At 31.2% G+C, this 16,238-nt stretch carries 16 protein-coding genes; 11 read left to right on the top strand and 5 right to left on the bottom strand.

Annotated elements, in window-relative coordinates; genetic code table 11:
• Window positions 1-237: 237 nt before the first annotated feature.
• Window positions 238-1,419: a hypothetical protein gene (locus tag HNV10_RS11305; RefSeq protein WP_194241037.1), complete on the top strand. Its 1,182-nt coding sequence runs from the start codon at window positions 238-240 to the stop codon at window positions 1,417-1,419.
• A 17-nt stretch (window positions 1,420-1,436) separates the two neighbouring features.
• On the opposite strand, the gene HNV10_RS11310 is transcribed toward HNV10_RS11305, so the two are convergent.
• A complete protein-coding gene (locus HNV10_RS11310; protein WP_173301460.1) occupies window positions 1,437-1,964 on the bottom strand; it encodes a hypothetical protein in 528 nt (175 codons plus the stop codon).
• Between the two features lie 2 nt (window positions 1,965-1,966).
• Window positions 1,967-2,344: a bacillithiol system redox-active protein YtxJ gene (ytxJ, locus tag HNV10_RS11315; protein ID WP_173301461.1), complete on the bottom strand. Its 378-nt coding sequence runs from the start codon at window positions 2,342-2,344 to the stop codon at window positions 1,967-1,969.
• Window positions 2,345-2,614: 270 nt separating this feature from the next.
• Here ytxJ and clpB point away from each other — a divergent pair, with 270 nt between their 5' ends.
• The 6 genes from clpB (at window position 2,615) to HNV10_RS11345 (ending at window position 8,690) form a co-directional block, all read left to right on the top strand.
• Window positions 2,615-5,221: an ATP-dependent chaperone ClpB gene (clpB, locus tag HNV10_RS11320; RefSeq protein WP_173301462.1), complete on the top strand. Its 2,607-nt coding sequence runs from the start codon at window positions 2,615-2,617 to the stop codon at window positions 5,219-5,221.
• A gap of 545 nt (window positions 5,222-5,766) precedes the next feature.
• Window positions 5,767-6,429, top strand: a complete 663-nt coding sequence (deoC, locus tag HNV10_RS11325) for a deoxyribose-phosphate aldolase (RefSeq protein WP_173301463.1) — start codon at window positions 5,767-5,769, stop codon at window positions 6,427-6,429.
• A gap of 27 nt (window positions 6,430-6,456) precedes the next feature.
• Window positions 6,457-7,155, top strand: coding sequence for a purine-nucleoside phosphorylase (gene deoD, locus HNV10_RS11330; RefSeq protein WP_173301464.1), 699 nt, complete (start codon window positions 6,457-6,459; stop codon window positions 7,153-7,155).
• Between the two features lie 12 nt (window positions 7,156-7,167).
• A complete protein-coding gene (locus tag HNV10_RS11335; protein WP_173301465.1) occupies window positions 7,168-7,629 on the top strand; it encodes a hypothetical protein in 462 nt (153 codons plus the stop codon).
• Window positions 7,630-7,698: 69 nt separating this feature from the next.
• Window positions 7,699-8,103: a hypothetical protein gene (locus tag HNV10_RS11340; RefSeq protein WP_173301466.1), complete on the top strand. Its 405-nt coding sequence runs from the start codon at window positions 7,699-7,701 to the stop codon at window positions 8,101-8,103.
• 65 nt (window positions 8,104-8,168) lie between these two features.
• Window positions 8,169-8,690 (top strand): phosphoglycerate mutase family protein, encoded by a 522-nt coding sequence (locus tag HNV10_RS11345; RefSeq protein WP_173301467.1) that lies wholly within the window; start codon window positions 8,169-8,171, stop codon window positions 8,688-8,690.
• On the opposite strand, the gene HNV10_RS11350 is transcribed toward HNV10_RS11345, so the two are convergent.
• Window positions 8,676-9,461 (bottom strand): DUF6503 family protein, encoded by a 786-nt coding sequence (locus HNV10_RS11350; RefSeq protein ID WP_173301468.1) that lies wholly within the window; start codon window positions 9,459-9,461, stop codon window positions 8,676-8,678. The genes HNV10_RS11345 and HNV10_RS11350 overlap by 15 nt on opposite strands.
• A gap of 152 nt (window positions 9,462-9,613) precedes the next feature.
• Here HNV10_RS11350 and smpB point away from each other — a divergent pair, with 152 nt between their 5' ends.
• The 4 genes from smpB to HNV10_RS11370 all read left to right on the top strand — a co-directional run bounded on the left by smpB (window position 9,614) and on the right by HNV10_RS11370 (window position 13,766).
• Window positions 9,614-10,072, top strand: a complete 459-nt coding sequence (gene smpB, locus HNV10_RS11355; protein WP_173301469.1) for an SsrA-binding protein SmpB — start codon at window positions 9,614-9,616, stop codon at window positions 10,070-10,072.
• 180 nt (window positions 10,073-10,252) lie between these two features.
• The gene (locus tag HNV10_RS11360) at window positions 10,253-12,721 is read left to right on the top strand and encodes a DUF5686 and carboxypeptidase regulatory-like domain-containing protein (protein ID WP_173301470.1); all 2,469 of its coding nucleotides are present in this window, start codon (window positions 10,253-10,255) and stop codon (window positions 12,719-12,721) included.
• A gap of 9 nt (window positions 12,722-12,730) precedes the next feature.
• Window positions 12,731-13,252: a hypothetical protein gene (locus tag HNV10_RS11365; protein ID WP_173301471.1), complete on the top strand. Its 522-nt coding sequence runs from the start codon at window positions 12,731-12,733 to the stop codon at window positions 13,250-13,252.
• Between the two features lie 4 nt (window positions 13,253-13,256).
• Window positions 13,257-13,766, top strand: coding sequence for a hypothetical protein (locus HNV10_RS11370; protein ID WP_173301472.1), 510 nt, complete (start codon window positions 13,257-13,259; stop codon window positions 13,764-13,766).
• A gap of 127 nt (window positions 13,767-13,893) precedes the next feature.
• Here HNV10_RS11370 and HNV10_RS11375 read toward each other — a convergent pair whose 3' ends face one another.
• Together HNV10_RS11375 and guaB are read right to left on the bottom strand one after the other, a co-directional pair.
• Window positions 13,894-14,535 (bottom strand): protein-L-isoaspartate(D-aspartate) O-methyltransferase, encoded by a 642-nt coding sequence (locus HNV10_RS11375; RefSeq protein ID WP_173301473.1) that lies wholly within the window; start codon window positions 14,533-14,535, stop codon window positions 13,894-13,896.
• A gap of 177 nt (window positions 14,536-14,712) precedes the next feature.
• A complete protein-coding gene (gene guaB / locus HNV10_RS11380; protein ID WP_173301474.1) occupies window positions 14,713-16,185 on the bottom strand; it encodes an IMP dehydrogenase in 1,473 nt (490 codons plus the stop codon).
• Between the last annotated feature and the right edge of the window lie 53 nt (window positions 16,186-16,238).

Consider the following 16,238-nt stretch of genomic DNA (forward strand, 5'->3'; position numbering starts at 1 on the left):
AGAAACGAAAATATATCCTAATCGTCAGTTCAAGAGACATACAATTATAAATTGACACCATCGGTCAGTTCTAGTGAAATTGCTTTTTTCGAGCAATTTTGTATCGAGAACAATATGTTTAAAAAGCTTCTCGATACAATTTGTTTGTACCTCACAAATCACTCGAAGTGACGTTCAATTTAAAGTTTGGCATCATAATTGGAAATACCTATTACATAACCAATAAAACCTAACATTATGAAAAGATTTTTACTTTTAACAGTTCTTGTTTCAGTACTAATATCTTGTAGTGCTAAAAAACAAATTGAAACCGCAATTAGCCATGGTAATTACGACCAAGCTATTTCTGAAGCGTTAAGAAAACTTGAAAATAATAAAGACAAAAACCGTAAGCAAGATTATATTGTGATGCTTGAGGATGCATACTATAAAGTTCTAGAAGAAGATTTAAATGATGTTGCGCATCTTAAAAAAGACGGAAATCCTGAGCAATATAAAACCATCTATAATATCTATTTAGACTTAGAGGAAAGACAAAACGCCATTAAGCGTGTGATGCCTTTGCAGATAAATGGTAAAACATTGAATTTAAATTTTAATGATTACAGTGCGGAAATTGTAGACTACAGATATAAAACGTCTGAGTACTTAATTGGCCAAGGAATTACATTATTAGATTCTGGTGATAAATTTAATGCAAGACAAGCACATGGTATTTTCAGTTATATTGAAGAAATCAACCCTAATTTTGAAGAAAACAGAAGCTTAATTACAGAAGCGCATGAAGCTGGTATGGATTACGTACACGTTTCTATTCAAAACCAAACACAACAGTTTATTCCGCAGCAATTAGAAGCAGATTTAATTGATTTTAACACCTATGGTTTAAATGATTTCTGGACAACATATCACACTAATACGAGTGAAACCATAGATTATGATTTTGCCATGGCATTGCAATTAAAGCAAATAAACATTTCGCCAGAGCGTATTAACGAAACACAGATTTTAAGACAAAAACAAATTGTTGATGGTTGGGAATACCAACTAGACAGAAACGGAAACGTAAAAAAAGACAGTTTAGGTAACGACATTAAAATTGATAAAATTGTAAACGTTAAGGCTAGATTTACGGAAGTATTACAAACAAAATCGGCACAAGTTATTGCTGATGTGGTTTATACAGATTTAAAACAAAATCAAACAATTGATTCTTTTTCTATAGATAGTGGATTTGTTTTCGAGAATATTTTTGGTACTTATAGAGGAGATAAAAGAGCATTAGTAAGAGACGATATTAATCTTTTAAACCAAAGGCAAATGAGTTTCCCTACAGATGAACAAATGGTATATGACACTGGAGAAGATTTAAAATTGAAGCTAAAAGGGATTCTTAAATCCTATAAATTACATAGTTAATCATTAGAAGCCTCTCATTATTTGGGAGGCTTTTTATTTCCAACTTTATAAGATTGCTTAAAACGTTTACGCTTTTTACTCTGAGCTATGGGTAAATTATCTTTTTCTCTTTTTAGCTTTCTTAACGCGTCTATTAAATGAGATTTAACTAATCGCTCTAAAACATCTTTTCGTTTTAAATAACTATAACCGCTACCTAAGAGTAATAAAATACTTCCAGCAATTTCTATAGACCCATTAGAAATTAACGGAAATTGTGTGTAAAGGTTGACACCTATTAAAGGTTCGGTATATAAAAATTGATACAATCCTAGAAATAAACAAAACAAACCCAAAATACATAAGGCAAAAACATTGATATAAGTACTTCTTTTTATTTTGCGTTCAGTACTAAAAATATAGTCATCACTCAAAATTTTGTTTCCAGCTTTTCTTTCTTGACTAATAAAATTTAAAAACGAGTCTTCAACACTTTCTATAAAAATGCCATGATTACGCTTTAATAAATCTACTTTAGTGATTTTATATTTATTGTAAATACTCAATTTTAACTATAACGTTCTAATTCTAGTTCATTAATACCTCCATGACTAGCATGCGCAACCACTACGCCATTCTTAATTACTAAAAGTTGAGGTGATTGATGCATCACTTGAAATTTATAACCAACCTCATTAGAAACATCTCTGTAACTCAATAAATCTAAATAATATAAATCAGCATTATTATTTACATCATAAGCAGACACAAATTGTTTCATAACCATACTGCTTATTCCACAACGTGTAGAATGCTTAAATATGAGTTGTGTTTTGGTTTTAGATTTATCAACAATTACATCTAATAGAGATACGTTAGTTAATGGTTGCCACGGCAATACTTTTTCTTCTTTCGGTTCAGATGAACCAAATAACTTTTTAAACATATATTTACTTTTTCAATGATTATAGTCCATTATTCTAAACTAGAATAAAACTCTAAACTGATCGACGTCATTCCTTAAGTCGTAACAAATCATTAATCTTACATAAGACAAAACGTCATTAACAAAAGCTTTAAAACAGACATTTTGTCGTTTATTTCTTACGTTTTTAAAATGGTAAGATAATTGCCTAAAGATAGACAAACACAACAATAAAACAAGGTTGATTTAAGAACTCAAGAAGTTTCTAGTTAACTATAAAAACAATAAAATATGAATTTTAACAATTATACAATTAAGTCGCAAGAAGCCATACAGCAAGCTCAACAGCTTGCTCAAGGTTTTGGTCATCAGCAAATAGAAAACGAGCACATTTTTAAAGCGCTTTTTAATGTTGATGAAAACGTATTACCATTCCTTCTCAAAAAGTTGAATGTCAATGTGTCTATGTTACAGCAAATTTTAGACAAAGAACTAGAAAGTTTTCCTAAAGTATCTGGAGGCGATATTATGCTTTCGCGAGATGCTAGTAAAGCATTAAATGAGGCAGCCATCATCGCTAAAAAAATGAATGATGACTACGTTTCTATTGAACATTTAGTTTTAGCTATCTTTAAATCTAAAAGTAAAATTGCCCAAATCTTAAAAGACCAAGGCGTTACTGAAAAAGGCCTAAACGCTTCTATTGATGAATTAAGAAAAGGAGAAAGAGTGACATCTCAAAGTCAAGAAGAAACTTATAATTCACTTAATAAGTACGCTAAAAACTTAAATCAATTAGCACGAGATGGCAAATTAGATCCTGTGATTGGTAGAGATGAAGAAATTCGTAGAATCCTTCAAATTTTATCTCGTAGAACAAAAAACAATCCGATTTTAGTTGGTGAACCAGGAACAGGTAAAACAGCCATTGCAGAAGGTTTAGCGCACAGAATTATAGATGGAGATATCCCTGAAAACTTAAAAGACAAGCAAATTTTTGCCTTAGATATGGGTGCGTTAATTGCAGGTGCCAAATTTAAAGGTGAATTTGAAGAGCGACTTAAAGCCGTAATTAAAGAGGTTACAGAAAGTGATGGTGATATCGTATTATTTATCGACGAGATACATACACTTGTAGGTGCTGGTGGTGGACAAGGTGCAATGGATGCCGCAAACATTTTAAAACCTGCTTTAGCACGTGGCGAATTAAGAGCTATTGGTGCAACTACTTTAGATGAATACCAAAAATACTTTGAACAAGACAAAGCTTTAGAGCGTCGTTTTCAAATGGTAAAGGTGGATGAGCCAGATACTGAAAGTGCTATTTCTATTCTACGAGGTATTAAAGAAAAATATGAAGCGCATCACAAGGTTCAAATTAAAGATGAAGCCATTATTGGTGCTGTGGAATTATCACAACGTTATATCACCAATCGTTTTTTACCAGATAAAGCGATTGACTTAATGGATGAGGCTGCTTCTAAATTACGAATGGAAATTAATTCTAAACCAGAAGAATTAGATGTTTTAGACCGTAAAATTATGCAGCTAGAAATTGAACATGAAGCCATTAAACGAGAAAAAGATGAAACTAAATTAAAAAGCCTAAAAGCTGATTTAGCCAATCTTAAAGAAGAACGAAATGAGCTAAATGCCAAATGGATGTCTGAAAAAGAAGTGGTAGAGAACGTTCAGAATATAAAAGAAGAAATTGAAAACTTTAAAATTGAAGCTGAACGTGCAGAACGTGATGGTGATTATGGAAAAGTAGCCGAAATCCGATACGGAAAAATTAAAGATGCCACTGAGAAGTTAGAAAAATTTCAAAAAGAATTAGCTGACCAACAAGGTACATCGTTAATAAAAGAAGAAGTAACGTATGAAGATATCGCAGATGTAGTTGCAAAATGGACTGGTATTCCTGTAACAAAAATGCTTCAAAGTGATCGCGAAAAATTACTGAAATTAGAAGACGAGTTACACAAACGTGTTGTAGGACAAGAAGAAGCTATTGAAGCTGTGAGTGATGCTGTACGTCGCTCTAGAGCTGGACTTCAAAATCCACAAAAGCCAATTGGAACCTTCCTATTTTTGGGAACCACTGGTGTTGGTAAAACGGAACTAGCCAAAGCTTTAGCTGAATATTTGTTTGATGACGAAAACGCAATGACTCGTATTGATATGAGTGAATACCAAGAGCGACACGCAGTAAGTCGTTTGGTTGGTGCGCCTCCAGGATACGTTGGATATGATGAAGGCGGACAATTAACAGAAGCAGTGCGAAGAAAACCTTATTCTGTAGTCTTATTAGATGAAATTGAAAAAGCGCATCCAGATACATTTAATATCTTATTACAAGTATTAGATGAAGGACGTTTAACGGACAACAAAGGAAGAATTGCAGACTTTAAAAACACTATTATAATTATGACCTCTAATATGGGAAGTCAGATTATACAAGACCGTTTTGAAGCTACAAAAGATATTCCTTCTGCCATTGAAGCTGCCAGAATAGATGTTTTAGCATTATTAAAACAAACAGTAAGACCTGAATTTTTAAATAGAATAGATGATACTATAATGTTTACGCCTTTATCTAAGGAAAACATAATTGACATTGTTGGTTTACAACTAAAGAGCATCACTAAAATGATAGCAAAACAAGGTATTACTTTTGATGCAACACCTGAAGCCGTAAGCTATTTGGCCGATAAAGGGTTTAACCCAGAATATGGTGCAAGACCAGTAAAACGAGTAATACAGAAAGATGTATTAAATCAGTTAAGTAAAGAAATATTAGCTGGTAAAGTTACTACTGACAGCATCATTTTATTAGATGAGTTTGATGGACAATTAGTCTTTAGAAATCAAGGTGACTTAGTAACAGAAGAATTGTAAATAAGACTGTAACAATTTAGGTTAGAAACAGTCTTTATATTGATTGGTTGGTTAAGAGCAATACAAATTTCAAGCGCTTGAAAGGAGTATTGCTCTTCCTTTTTATATTTTAAATATTGTTTTAGTTTTTATTTAAACTTTAATTTTTTTGAAAAATAATTCATTCGTATTCTATCATCATTAAAAAATGCATAATTCATAAAATTATAACTTGTTTTATTATAATAAGCTGGTTAGAGTTGTAGATAAAAAGTAATACTGTATTTGCCCTTCTAATTCGATATTTAGTGCAAGTAAAATCATTCTTTTTTTTAAAATTATCAATACAAAACATCCAAAACAATAAAACCCTGATTTACAATACTTTAATATGTCTAAAAATATTTTTTCGATAAACGGCATAATAATTTTAATATTTTATTTGTCATTTTAACGGATAAAACATTAACTTTGTCGAGCTATTTAATTCCGACGTAAACTTATAAGAGAATCATTAACTTGTAAAAAGTTGATATAGTTTATTTGCAAAAACCCTAACCAAAAACATGGAATTAAACAGATACATTGACCACACCTTATTAAGTGCTTCAGCGACCGAAGCAGATATTATTAAACTTTGTAATGAAGCATTAAAATACAGATTTTACTCTGTTTGTGTAAATAGCAGTTACGTACATCTTGCTAAACAAGCCTTAGAAAGATCGGAAGTAAAAGTTTGCACTGTAGTTGGCTTTCCTTTAGGAGCAATGTCAACAGAAGCTAAAATTTTTGAAGCTAAAAACGCCATAGATCAAGGAGCTACCGAAATAGATATGGTAATTAATATTGGACGACTTAAAAGTAAAAACTATTTAGCCGTTCTTAAGGATATTAGTAAGGTAAAAAAAGCAATTGGTTTTACAACACTCAAAGTAATTTTAGAAATAAGTGAACTTTCTAAAAACGAAATCGTAAAAGCTTGTGAAATATGCATAGATGCAAAAGCAGATTTTGTAAAAACCTCTACTGGCTTCTCTAAAAGTGGAGCTACGCTAACTGCTGTAAAAATAATGAAGAAAACAGTTAGAGATCATTTAAAAATTAAAGCTTCTGGAGGTATAAGAGATACAGCCACAGCTCTTAAATATATTGAAGTTGGAGTATCTAGAATTGGTGCTTCTGCAGGTGTTGAAATGATGAATGATGAAATTTCGATTTCTGCATATTAATTGAATCACTTTGTTTAACTTTGCAATATGAGTGTACATATTGAAGCCAAAAAAGGCGATATCGCAGAAACTATTCTTCTACCAGGAGATCCTCTAAGAGCAAAATGGATTGCTGAAACATTTTTTGAAAACCCAAAATGTTTCAATAAAGTTAGAGGCATGTTAGGATATACTGGTACTTACAACGGTAAACGTATTTCTACTATGGGAACTGGTATGGGTGTGCCCAGCATTTCTATTTATGCCAACGAGCTCATTACAGAATATGGAGTAAAAAACTTAATTAGAGTTGGTAGCGCAGGATCTTATCAAAAACATGTTAAAATAAGAGACGTGGTTTTGGCTATGGCAGCATCTTCTAATTCTGGTGTTAACGAGTTACGATTTGGTGGTGCTAATTATGCACCAACAGCAAATTTTGAATTATTTTTAAAAGCAGTAGAAGCTGCACGTGATAAAAATATCCCAATTAAAGCAGGTAATGTTTTTTCTTCGGACACCTTTTACGAAGACGATAAAGAAGCCTTTAAATTATGGTCTAAATTTGGTGTGCTGTGTGTAGAAATGGAAGCTGCAGGTTTATACACCGTTGCAGCCAAACATAAAGTAAATGCATTAGCCATTTTAACAATCTCAGATTCATTAGTTACAGGAGAACGCACTACAAGCAAGGAACGCGAAACGACGTTTAAAAGCATGATTGAAGTGGCTTTGGAGCTGGCTTAATCACACTTTTTTATGACCAAGCAGATTTTATTTGATAAATTTACTTTTCCATTATTAGCTGCGTTCATAGGTTTTCTATATTTAGCTAATAAAGGCGATTGGCAATTTGCTTTTATATTTTCTGCAAGTATGTTGTTTTTTTTGGTGTTGATAACCTTTTTTAAAACAGATTTATATATAAGCAATTATATATGTGAAAATGGAGTTCACAAATTTGAATACCAAAGAAATTTTTTTAAGAATAAAGTTTTAACATTAGCAATTGATTCTAAATCGATTGATTCGTATAAATTTAGTTTTAGTTATAATTCGAGTTCTAATTCAAACCGAAATACCTTTAATTCAATTTATTTAAAATACACGGACCATGAAGGTGATATAGACGATAAGACTTTTAAATTTAATAATAAAGACGTATTTCTTAAGTTAGTGAATGAATTGCATAATAAAAAAAATGAAATCTCAACTGAATAAGCTAGTTTCATTAAAATGCCTCTTTTTTTATTCTTATATTTAAACTAAAATAATAGTTTACCAATTTGAATGAAATATAATATTGCTCTCATTGCCTTAATTTTAATTCTAATTATTGGCCATGTGTTTTATTCATTTTACACACTATTTCTTGGAATTCTAACCGTTGGCTTGGTTTATTTAACGGTTTTTTTATGGGAATTTTCAATCTTTAAACAAGATTTTTATTTCGACAAAAAAAATAGAAGCCAAAGAAAAACTATTGACTTCTATAATATTTTAATAGCTATTATCTGGACACTTATTTATACCACACAAGATAGTGTTTCGGAATTTGAAATTTTAATGATCGTTTGTTTTTGGTCTCTTCCTTTTACTGATTTACTCATGTGGCAAATCTATAAAGCCAAAAAACCATATACTATTTTTATAAAAGATGATAAATTAATTATAAATAAGCGTATCACAATCTAAAAAATAAAACACTAAATTAGTAGCTTTGTAAACCAACTAATTATAATTACTGTCTTTTTATAACTATGAAAAAAATTATACTCATACTTCTTATAACCTTAGTTGCATTTCCATCTTGTAAAGAAAAAACGTCTGAAAAAGACGAAAATATAATTGCAACTTACTATTTAATACGGCACGCAGAAAAAGACAGAGGCGACAAAAAGAATAAAGATCCACATTTAACAACTATTGGCCGTCAACGTGCAAATAACTGGAAAAAACACTTTAAAGACATAACCTTTGATGCCGTTTACTCAACAGATTATAACAGAACGAAAGAAACAGCAACACCAACAGCTAAGGCCAATGATTTAATTATTCATATTTATAAGCCATTAGACAATAATATTGAAGAATTTATAGAAAAAACTAAGGGAAAAACGGTCCTTATTGTTGGGCATAGTAACACAACGCCCAAATTTGTAAATGAATTGTTAGGAGAAGATAAATACGACGATATTGAAGACCATAACAATGCCAACTTGTATAAAGTTACTTTTACAAAAGATGGTAATAAAACTTCAGAGTTATCAGTTATTAATTAACTGAACTTCTAAATTCTTTAATTCAATTTTAGACAATAATTCTAATTGATTATTTTCAAAAGCTTTTCCTAAGTTTTCGAGTATAATGGATTTGTCTTTTGTTTTATAATTATTATAGTCTACAAAACGTAATCCATTAATATAACGTTCGTTATAGGCTTCTCTAAATCGCATTCCTACACCAGATTCTTCATTATATGAATACGCTAAATATTCTAACTTAAAAGACACTTTATCAATCCAATACACAAAAACATCTTCGTAGTCTTCTCCACCACCTTCTTGGCTAAACGTTACTTTAATTTTATAATAGTCTTTACCTTTTATTTCTTCAGGTTTTAGTAGTGTTTTGTTCACCGCTTCGTCATTTAAACCATATGGTAAAACAGAAAAATAATGTACAGAATTTACTGATGCTTCATAGGTTTTAGCAATAGAATCTTCAAGCTTAACGAAATCTTTATTGTCGTAACGTTCAAAACCTACATTACTCAACATATCAAAAATAGAATCGTTGTCTTTTACTAAAATTCTAACTAAAAGAAATTCGTGATTTTTTCGAAGAGCTTGATAATATACATCTCTAAATTCAAACTTTAAACTCGACATTTTAAACTTTTCGCCACCAGAAACTTCTATGGATTTATTAATAATTTCATCTGCAGACAACCCGTTTACATCAGCTTCAATATTAGATGTATTTATATTAGAATTTTCATTCTTACATCCCAATAGTAAGACAGCAAATACAATTAATAGGTAATTTTTCATTTTAAAATCTTATTTAACCATTAAAGTCGCTAAACTAGAAATAACATTACAACTAATGTTAGTATTAACGAATTCTTAATAACTTGTATACTTTTAAACATTTCAACTTTGAAATTTTTTAACTCATAACTAATAAACTATCTTTGCCATCCATGCAAAATAAGGTTAACATACTTAATAAGAAAGCGAAATTTCAGTACGAGATATTAGATAAATATACCGCTGGAATTGTGCTAACCGGAACTGAGATAAAATCCATTAGATCCAGTAAAGCTTCTATTGCAGAAAGTTTCTGCGAATTTAATGAGCGTGGTGAACTCTTTGTTATTAACATGACGGTTGAGGAATATGCTTATGGTAACTATTACAACCACAGACCAAAAGCAGAACGCAAACTTCTACTCAACAAAAAAGAGCTTAAAAAGCTTAAAAAAGAAATTGATGTAAAAGGAAATGCCATAATTCCTTTAAAGCTTTTTGTAGATGATAGAGGTTATGCCAAAATGATTATTGGTTTAGGTAAAGGTAAAAAGCTCTACGATAAACGCGAAACGATTAAAGACCGTGATAACAAGCGAAATTTAGACCGTATTAAGAAAGATTTCCGATAACTTTAAGATTCTTATAACGTTTACCACTTATTTTTTAGTCTATGTTTGAAAACATATAGACACAGGCAACCATTTTAAATTATTTGACGTCTATATAAACAAAAGCTATTAATTTATCTTTTTTAGGCATAGAATTTGTGCCTTTCGTGTCAAACTTTTTATCATCAATCAATATATCATATGGCTAAACAACTACTTTGCATTTTTCTAATTGCTTTCAGTTCAATCGTTTCGGCACAAATCACCGGAAACATCACAGACCAAAACAATAATCCTTTACCGTTTGTGAACATCTTAATAGAAAACACATACAAAGGGACAACAAGTAATGACGATGGTTATTACGAGCTAAACATTTCTCAACTCAATGATTACACCATTATTTTTAGCTATTTAGGTTATAAAACCGTTAAAAAATCAGTTTCAATTTCTAAATTTCCATATAAATTAGACATTACTTTAGAAGAAGAATCTGTATCTCTAGGTGAAGTTGTTGTAGATGCAGAGAATGATCCTGCTAACGCAATAATGAGACAAGCCATAGCGCAGCGCCAAGCTAATCTCGATAAAATTGAAGCTTTTAAAGCCGATTTTTACTCTAGAGGATTAATTAAAATTAAGGATGCACCAGAAAAAATAATGGGTCAAGACATTGGCGATTTAGGTGGTGGATTAGATTCTACAAGAAGTGGTATTATTTACCTTTCAGAAACCATTTCTAAAATTCAGTTTTTAAGTCCAGATAAACTTAAAGAAAGAATAACAGCGTCAAAAATCAGTGGAAACAGTAATGGTTTTAGTTTTAATACAGCTTTAGAGGTTGACTTTAATTTTTATAACAATACCATTAATTTTGGTAACGAAATTATTTCACCAATTGCAAACAATGCCTTTGGTTACTACAAATACAAACTAGATGGTGTTTTTTACGACGATAGAGGAAACCTCATTAATAAAATAAAAGTTACACCAAAACGAAAAAACGACCCAGTATTTTCAGGCTTTATTTATATTGTAGAAGACCAATGGGATATCTATGCGCTAGAATTGGATATTACAGGGATACAAGCTAAAAATCCGGCTGTAGATATTATTTCACTGCAACAAAGTTTCTCTTATTCTGAAAGTAATGATATTTGGGCAAAAATTTCACAAAGTATAGATTTTAAATATGGAATATTCGGTATAAAAGGTGATGGTCGTTTTACTGCTGTTTATAGTAATTATGAGTTTAATACTGGTTTATCAAGAAAAGATTTTAATAAAGAAATTGTTTCTTTTGAAAATGAAGCCAATAAAAAAGATTCACTATTCTGGAATAAAATTAGACCTGTTCCCTTAACTTTAGAAGAACGAAATGATTATGTTACTAAAGATAGTATACAGGTTATACGAGAATCTAAACCATACCTAGATTCTATTGATGGTGTTAAAAACAAATTTAAATTAGGAAATATTTTAGGTTACACATATCAAAATTCACATAAAAATTACCGCTTAGGATATAGCATACCTCCTACTTCAACACAATTTAACACAGTACAAGGTTATACAATAGGTGGCAATGTTTTTTACACCAAAAGTTACGATGATGATTACAAACGTTATCTTACAATAAACGCTGATGTACAATACGGAATTTCAGATGATAGATTACGAGCATCAGGTGGAGCTACATACAAATTTAATAGTGTAACTAACTCCTATTTAACGTTATATGGAGGTGTAACAACAGTGCAATTTAACTCAGCTAATCCAATTTCTCCATTAGTAAACGGTGTAAGCTCTTTGTTTTTTGAAGATAATTACATGAAAATCTATGATAAGAGTTATGTCACAGCAAATTACTCTGAAGAACTCTTTAACGGTTTTAGACTATTCACAGGTTTAACTTACGAAAGACGTAAAGCACTTTTTAACACCACAGATCAAACTTATATCAATGATGAGAATGATGCTTATACAAGTAATAACCCTTTAAACGAATTAGCATACGGAATTGCACCTTTCCAAACACACCATATGTTAAAAGGTGTTGTTAATGCTCGTATTAATTTTGGACAAGAATATATGAGTTATCCTGATGCAAAATATAATGTAGGAAACGATAATTATCCAACATTATATTTAGGATACGAAAAAGGATTTGGTGCAACCATTGACGATTATAATTTTGACCAAATTAAAGCCAGACTTACGCAATCTTTTAATGTAAAAGACAAAGGCAGATTTAGTTATAACTTAAAAGCAGGTAAATTTTTTAATGCAGACGATATTGCATTTACGGATTATCAACATTTTAACGGAAACCAAACACACGTTAGCTTTGATGGCAATTATACCAATGTGTTTAACAATTTAGATTACTATTCTGCAAGTACAAATGATTCTTATTTTGAAGCACATGCAGAACACGATTTTAACGGTTTTATTTTAGGTAAAGTGCCTTTATTAAACAAATTGAATTTTAATTTAGTTGTTGGTGCACATTTATTGTCAACACCAGAAATTAAACCTTACCAAGAATATTCTATTGGTTTAGATAATATTGGTTTTGGAAAATGGCGTTTTTTAAGAGTCGATTATTTACGCTCTTACCAAAGCGGTTTTAAAAGTGATGCTATTGTTTTTGGTTTAAAATTCTTTTAAATTTATATTATGAAAAAAATCACATTCATTCTATTTCTATTTTCTGTAGTTTCAACTGCACAAGAAGCAAAAAAAGACTACTCAACCAACGTCGCAACCATAGATAGTACAATTACATCCTTATATTCTGTTATTTCTGGAGATAAAGGCGTAAAACGAGATTGGGATTTGTTTAAGCATCTATTTAAAAAAGATGCAAAACTTATTGCAACAGGAAAGAATAAAAAAGGTGAAAACGTAGTACGTTATATGTCTGCAGAAGATTATATAAATACATCAGGAAATTGGCTCGTAGAAAACGGTTTTCATGAAGTAGAAATCAATAGAAAAACGCAAACCTTTGGAAGTATTGCACACGTTTTTACAACTTATGAAGCTTTTAAAAGTAAAGATGACGAAACACCTTTTATGAGAGGTATTAATAGTGTTCAATTATTTAACGATGGTAAACGCTGGTGGATTATTAATATTTATTGGACACAAGAATCTGAAGAAAACCCAATTCCAGAGGACTATTTACCTAAAGAATAAAGTTATGAAAGTTAAAGTATACATATTGTTATTTTTAGCTTTTGGTTACTCATATTCACAAGACGATGTTAGTTTAGAAGAAATATTTAACAAAGAGAACAAGGATCTTGAACTAATAAATGAAGTTTTATCTCAAAAAATAGATTCAATAAATCATTTTATTACAAACACAGATTTAAGAATTAAACTTAATTCAGAATTAAATACAATTGCCTCAATTAACAGAGTATATTCAGCTGGTCACGACTTAATAACAGAAAAAAACATTAAGGAACTAGAAAAAAGGATTGAATTTATAGCGAGTTACTTTTTTAGAAAGGAAAAATACTATTTATTTAATTTTTCCAGAGGTTTAGGTTCAAGATATGGTGTAAAAAATGATTTCAAATACGATAAGCCAATTATTTTTCTAACCATTTCAAGTGGTTGTATAATTACAAATATTCACAGGAGAGAGGAACATATCTTAGGTATATTCAACAGTAAAATGAATGAGTTATTATCTGAAATCTGAACAACTATCGCTTACAAAATTCTAGAGGATTTTAAGAAACATTAGGATATTTCTATCGAAAACCCAAATAGCTACATCTTACTTTTGTCGTAAAAGTAATAAATGCTATGTACATGCCTGATTTTTTTTAATTCTTATCCTCTAACATGGGCACAAACCTAAAATCGCCAAATTCGTGCTTTTCAAATTCCTTTGGTCCTTTTCTAATAAACATAGTCATTACTTGTACATCATCACCAACAGGTATTACTAAACGACCACCAATTGCTAATTGACTCAATAATGGATTAGGTACATAAGGCGCACCAGCCGTTACAATAATACTATTAAAAGGTGCTTCATCTGGCAAACCTTTATAACCATCACCAAAAATGAGTTGTTTTGCTCTATATCCTATTTTGGGTAAAAATTTTGAAGTCTTTTTAAATAACTCTTGCTGACGTTCTATACTATAAACTTTTGCTCCTAATTCTAAAAGTACAGCTGTTTGGTATCCGCTACCAGTACCAATCTCTAATACTTTATCACCTGGTTGTACTTGCAATAACTCAGACTGAAAAGCAACAGTATACGGTTGAGAAATAGTTTGGTCTGCTGCAATAGGAAACGCTTTATCTTGGTATGCATGATCTATAAAGCCCGAATCCATAAATAGATGTCTAGGGATTTTACCTATTGCCTTTAGGACACCTTGGTCCTTAATGTTTTTTTTAATAAGTGTATCAACGAGTTGTTGGCGCATCCCTTGATGCTTAAATGAGTCTTTCAAAGCGTAGTTTAGTTTAGGTAAAAATACTTCAAAAAAACACAAACTTCAAATTCATTATGGTAGTTATTTCTATCATTAATCAACATAATAAACTTTAAATAACACACATTTCACTAATAAAAAAAGCAGCACCTAACGTACTGCTTCCTTTTTTTTATAACTAAGATTTCTCTTTTATTAACGTGAATAATTTGGAGCTTCCTTTGTAATAGTAACATCGTGAGGATGGCTTTCGTTAATACCAGAACTGGTAATTTTCACAAAGCGTCCATTTTCTTTTAAAGTAGCAACATCTTTTGCACCACAATAACCCATTCCGGCTCTTAGTCCACCAACAAATTGATGGATACTTTCTACTAATTCACCTTTATATGGCACACGACCTACAATACCTTCTGGTACTAATTTTTTAATATCATCTTCAACATCTTGAAAATAACGGTCTTTACTACCTTTTTTCATGGCTTCAACAGAACCCATTCCTCTGTAAGACTTAAATTTTCGTCCTTCATATATAATAGTTTCTCCAGGACTTTCTTTGGTACCAGCTAAAAGTGACCCTAACATTACTGTGTCTGCACCTGCTGCGATGGCTTTAGGAATATCTCCAGTATAACGTATTCCACCATCTGCGATAACCGGAACTCCTGTTCCCTTTATTGCAGCAGCCACTTCCAACACTGCAGAAAACTGAGGAAAACCAACACCAGCGACCACTCTAGTGGTACAAATAGATCCTGGTCCTATTCCAACTTTTACAGCATCTGCTCCAGCTTCTACCAAATATTTTGCAGCTTCACCTGTGGCTATATTTCCAACAATAACATCTAATTTTGGATATTTCTCTTTAATCTCTTTCAAAACTGCTACCACACCTTTAGTATGGCCATGTGCAGTATCAATAATTACTGCATCTACACCAGCTTTTACTAAAGCAGTAGCTCGGTCAACAGCATCACCTGTTACACCTATTGCAGCTGCAACACGCAATCTTCCGTAAGAATCTTTATTTGCATTTGGTTTTTGAGTTACCTTAGTAATATCTCTAAAAGTAATTAAACCAGACAGTTTATAATCATCATCAACAATAAGTAATTTTTCAATTTTATGTTGTTGAAGTATTGTTTCTGCATCTTTTAATGACGTTCCAACAGCAGCAGTTACTAAGTTTTCCTTAGTCATAACCTCAATAATTGGCTTATTATTTTCGTGTTCAAAGCGTAAATCTCTATTGGTTACAATACCTTTTAAAATACCTTTGTCGTCTACAATAGGAATGCCACCAATACTGTGTTCTCTCATTAAATTATTGGCATCTAACACTGTGGCACTTAATGGTAGAGTTACAGGATCAATGATCATACCACTTTCAGCACGTTTTACACGACGTACTTTATTAGCTTGCTGCTCAATGGTCATATTTTTGTGCAACACACCAATACCGCCTTCTTGTGCCATGGCAATCGCCATTTTACTTTCAGTAACTGTATCCATCGCTGCAGAAATTACAGGAATGTTAATAGTAATGTTACGTGTAAATTTTGTTTGGATATTTACTTCTCGTGGAAGAACTTCAGAAAATGCTGGAACTAAGAGTACGTCATCATAAGTAAGACCTTCTCCAACTATTTTATTTTGATGTGCTATCATGGCAATTAAGATATAATTGCGAACAAAGATACATCTAATTTTCCTTATACTGA

Source organism: Winogradskyella litoriviva (assembly GCF_013249065.1).
GTDB classification, from domain to species: Bacteria; Bacteroidota; Bacteroidia; order Flavobacteriales; family Flavobacteriaceae; genus Winogradskyella; species Winogradskyella litoriviva.

Bases quoted from the DNA above. Each gene is read 5' to 3' on its own strand.
- HNV10_RS11340 (WP_173301466.1), top strand. From the start codon at position 7,699: ATGAAATATAATATTGCTCTCATTGCCTTAATTTTAATTCTAATTATT.
- HNV10_RS11305 (WP_194241037.1), top strand. From the start codon at position 238: ATGAAAAGATTTTTACTTTTAACAGTTCTTGTTTCAGTACTAATATCT.
- HNV10_RS11350 (WP_173301468.1), bottom strand. From the start codon at position 9,461: ATGAAAAATTACCTATTAATTGTATTTGCTGTCTTACTATTGGGATGT.
- HNV10_RS11365 (WP_173301471.1), top strand. From the start codon at position 12,731: ATGAAAAAAATCACATTCATTCTATTTCTATTTTCTGTAGTTTCAACT.
- HNV10_RS11345 (WP_173301467.1), top strand. From the start codon at position 8,169: ATGAAAAAAATTATACTCATACTTCTTATAACCTTAGTTGCATTTCCA.
- smpB (WP_173301469.1), top strand. From the start codon at position 9,614: ATGCAAAATAAGGTTAACATACTTAATAAGAAAGCGAAATTTCAGTAC.
- deoD (WP_173301464.1), top strand. From the start codon at position 6,457: ATGAGTGTACATATTGAAGCCAAAAAAGGCGATATCGCAGAAACTATT.
- HNV10_RS11335 (WP_173301465.1), top strand. From the start codon at position 7,168: ATGACCAAGCAGATTTTATTTGATAAATTTACTTTTCCATTATTAGCT.
- deoC (WP_173301463.1), top strand. From the start codon at position 5,767: ATGGAATTAAACAGATACATTGACCACACCTTATTAAGTGCTTCAGCG.
- HNV10_RS11360 (WP_173301470.1), top strand. From the start codon at position 10,253: ATGGCTAAACAACTACTTTGCATTTTTCTAATTGCTTTCAGTTCAATC.
- HNV10_RS11370 (WP_173301472.1), top strand. From the start codon at position 13,257: ATGAAAGTTAAAGTATACATATTGTTATTTTTAGCTTTTGGTTACTCA.
- ytxJ (WP_173301461.1), bottom strand. From the start codon at position 2,344: ATGTTTAAAAAGTTATTTGGTTCATCTGAACCGAAAGAAGAAAAAGTA.
- guaB (WP_173301474.1), bottom strand. From the start codon at position 16,185: ATGATAGCACATCAAAATAAAATAGTTGGAGAAGGTCTTACTTATGAT.
- clpB (WP_173301462.1), top strand. From the start codon at position 2,615: ATGAATTTTAACAATTATACAATTAAGTCGCAAGAAGCCATACAGCAA.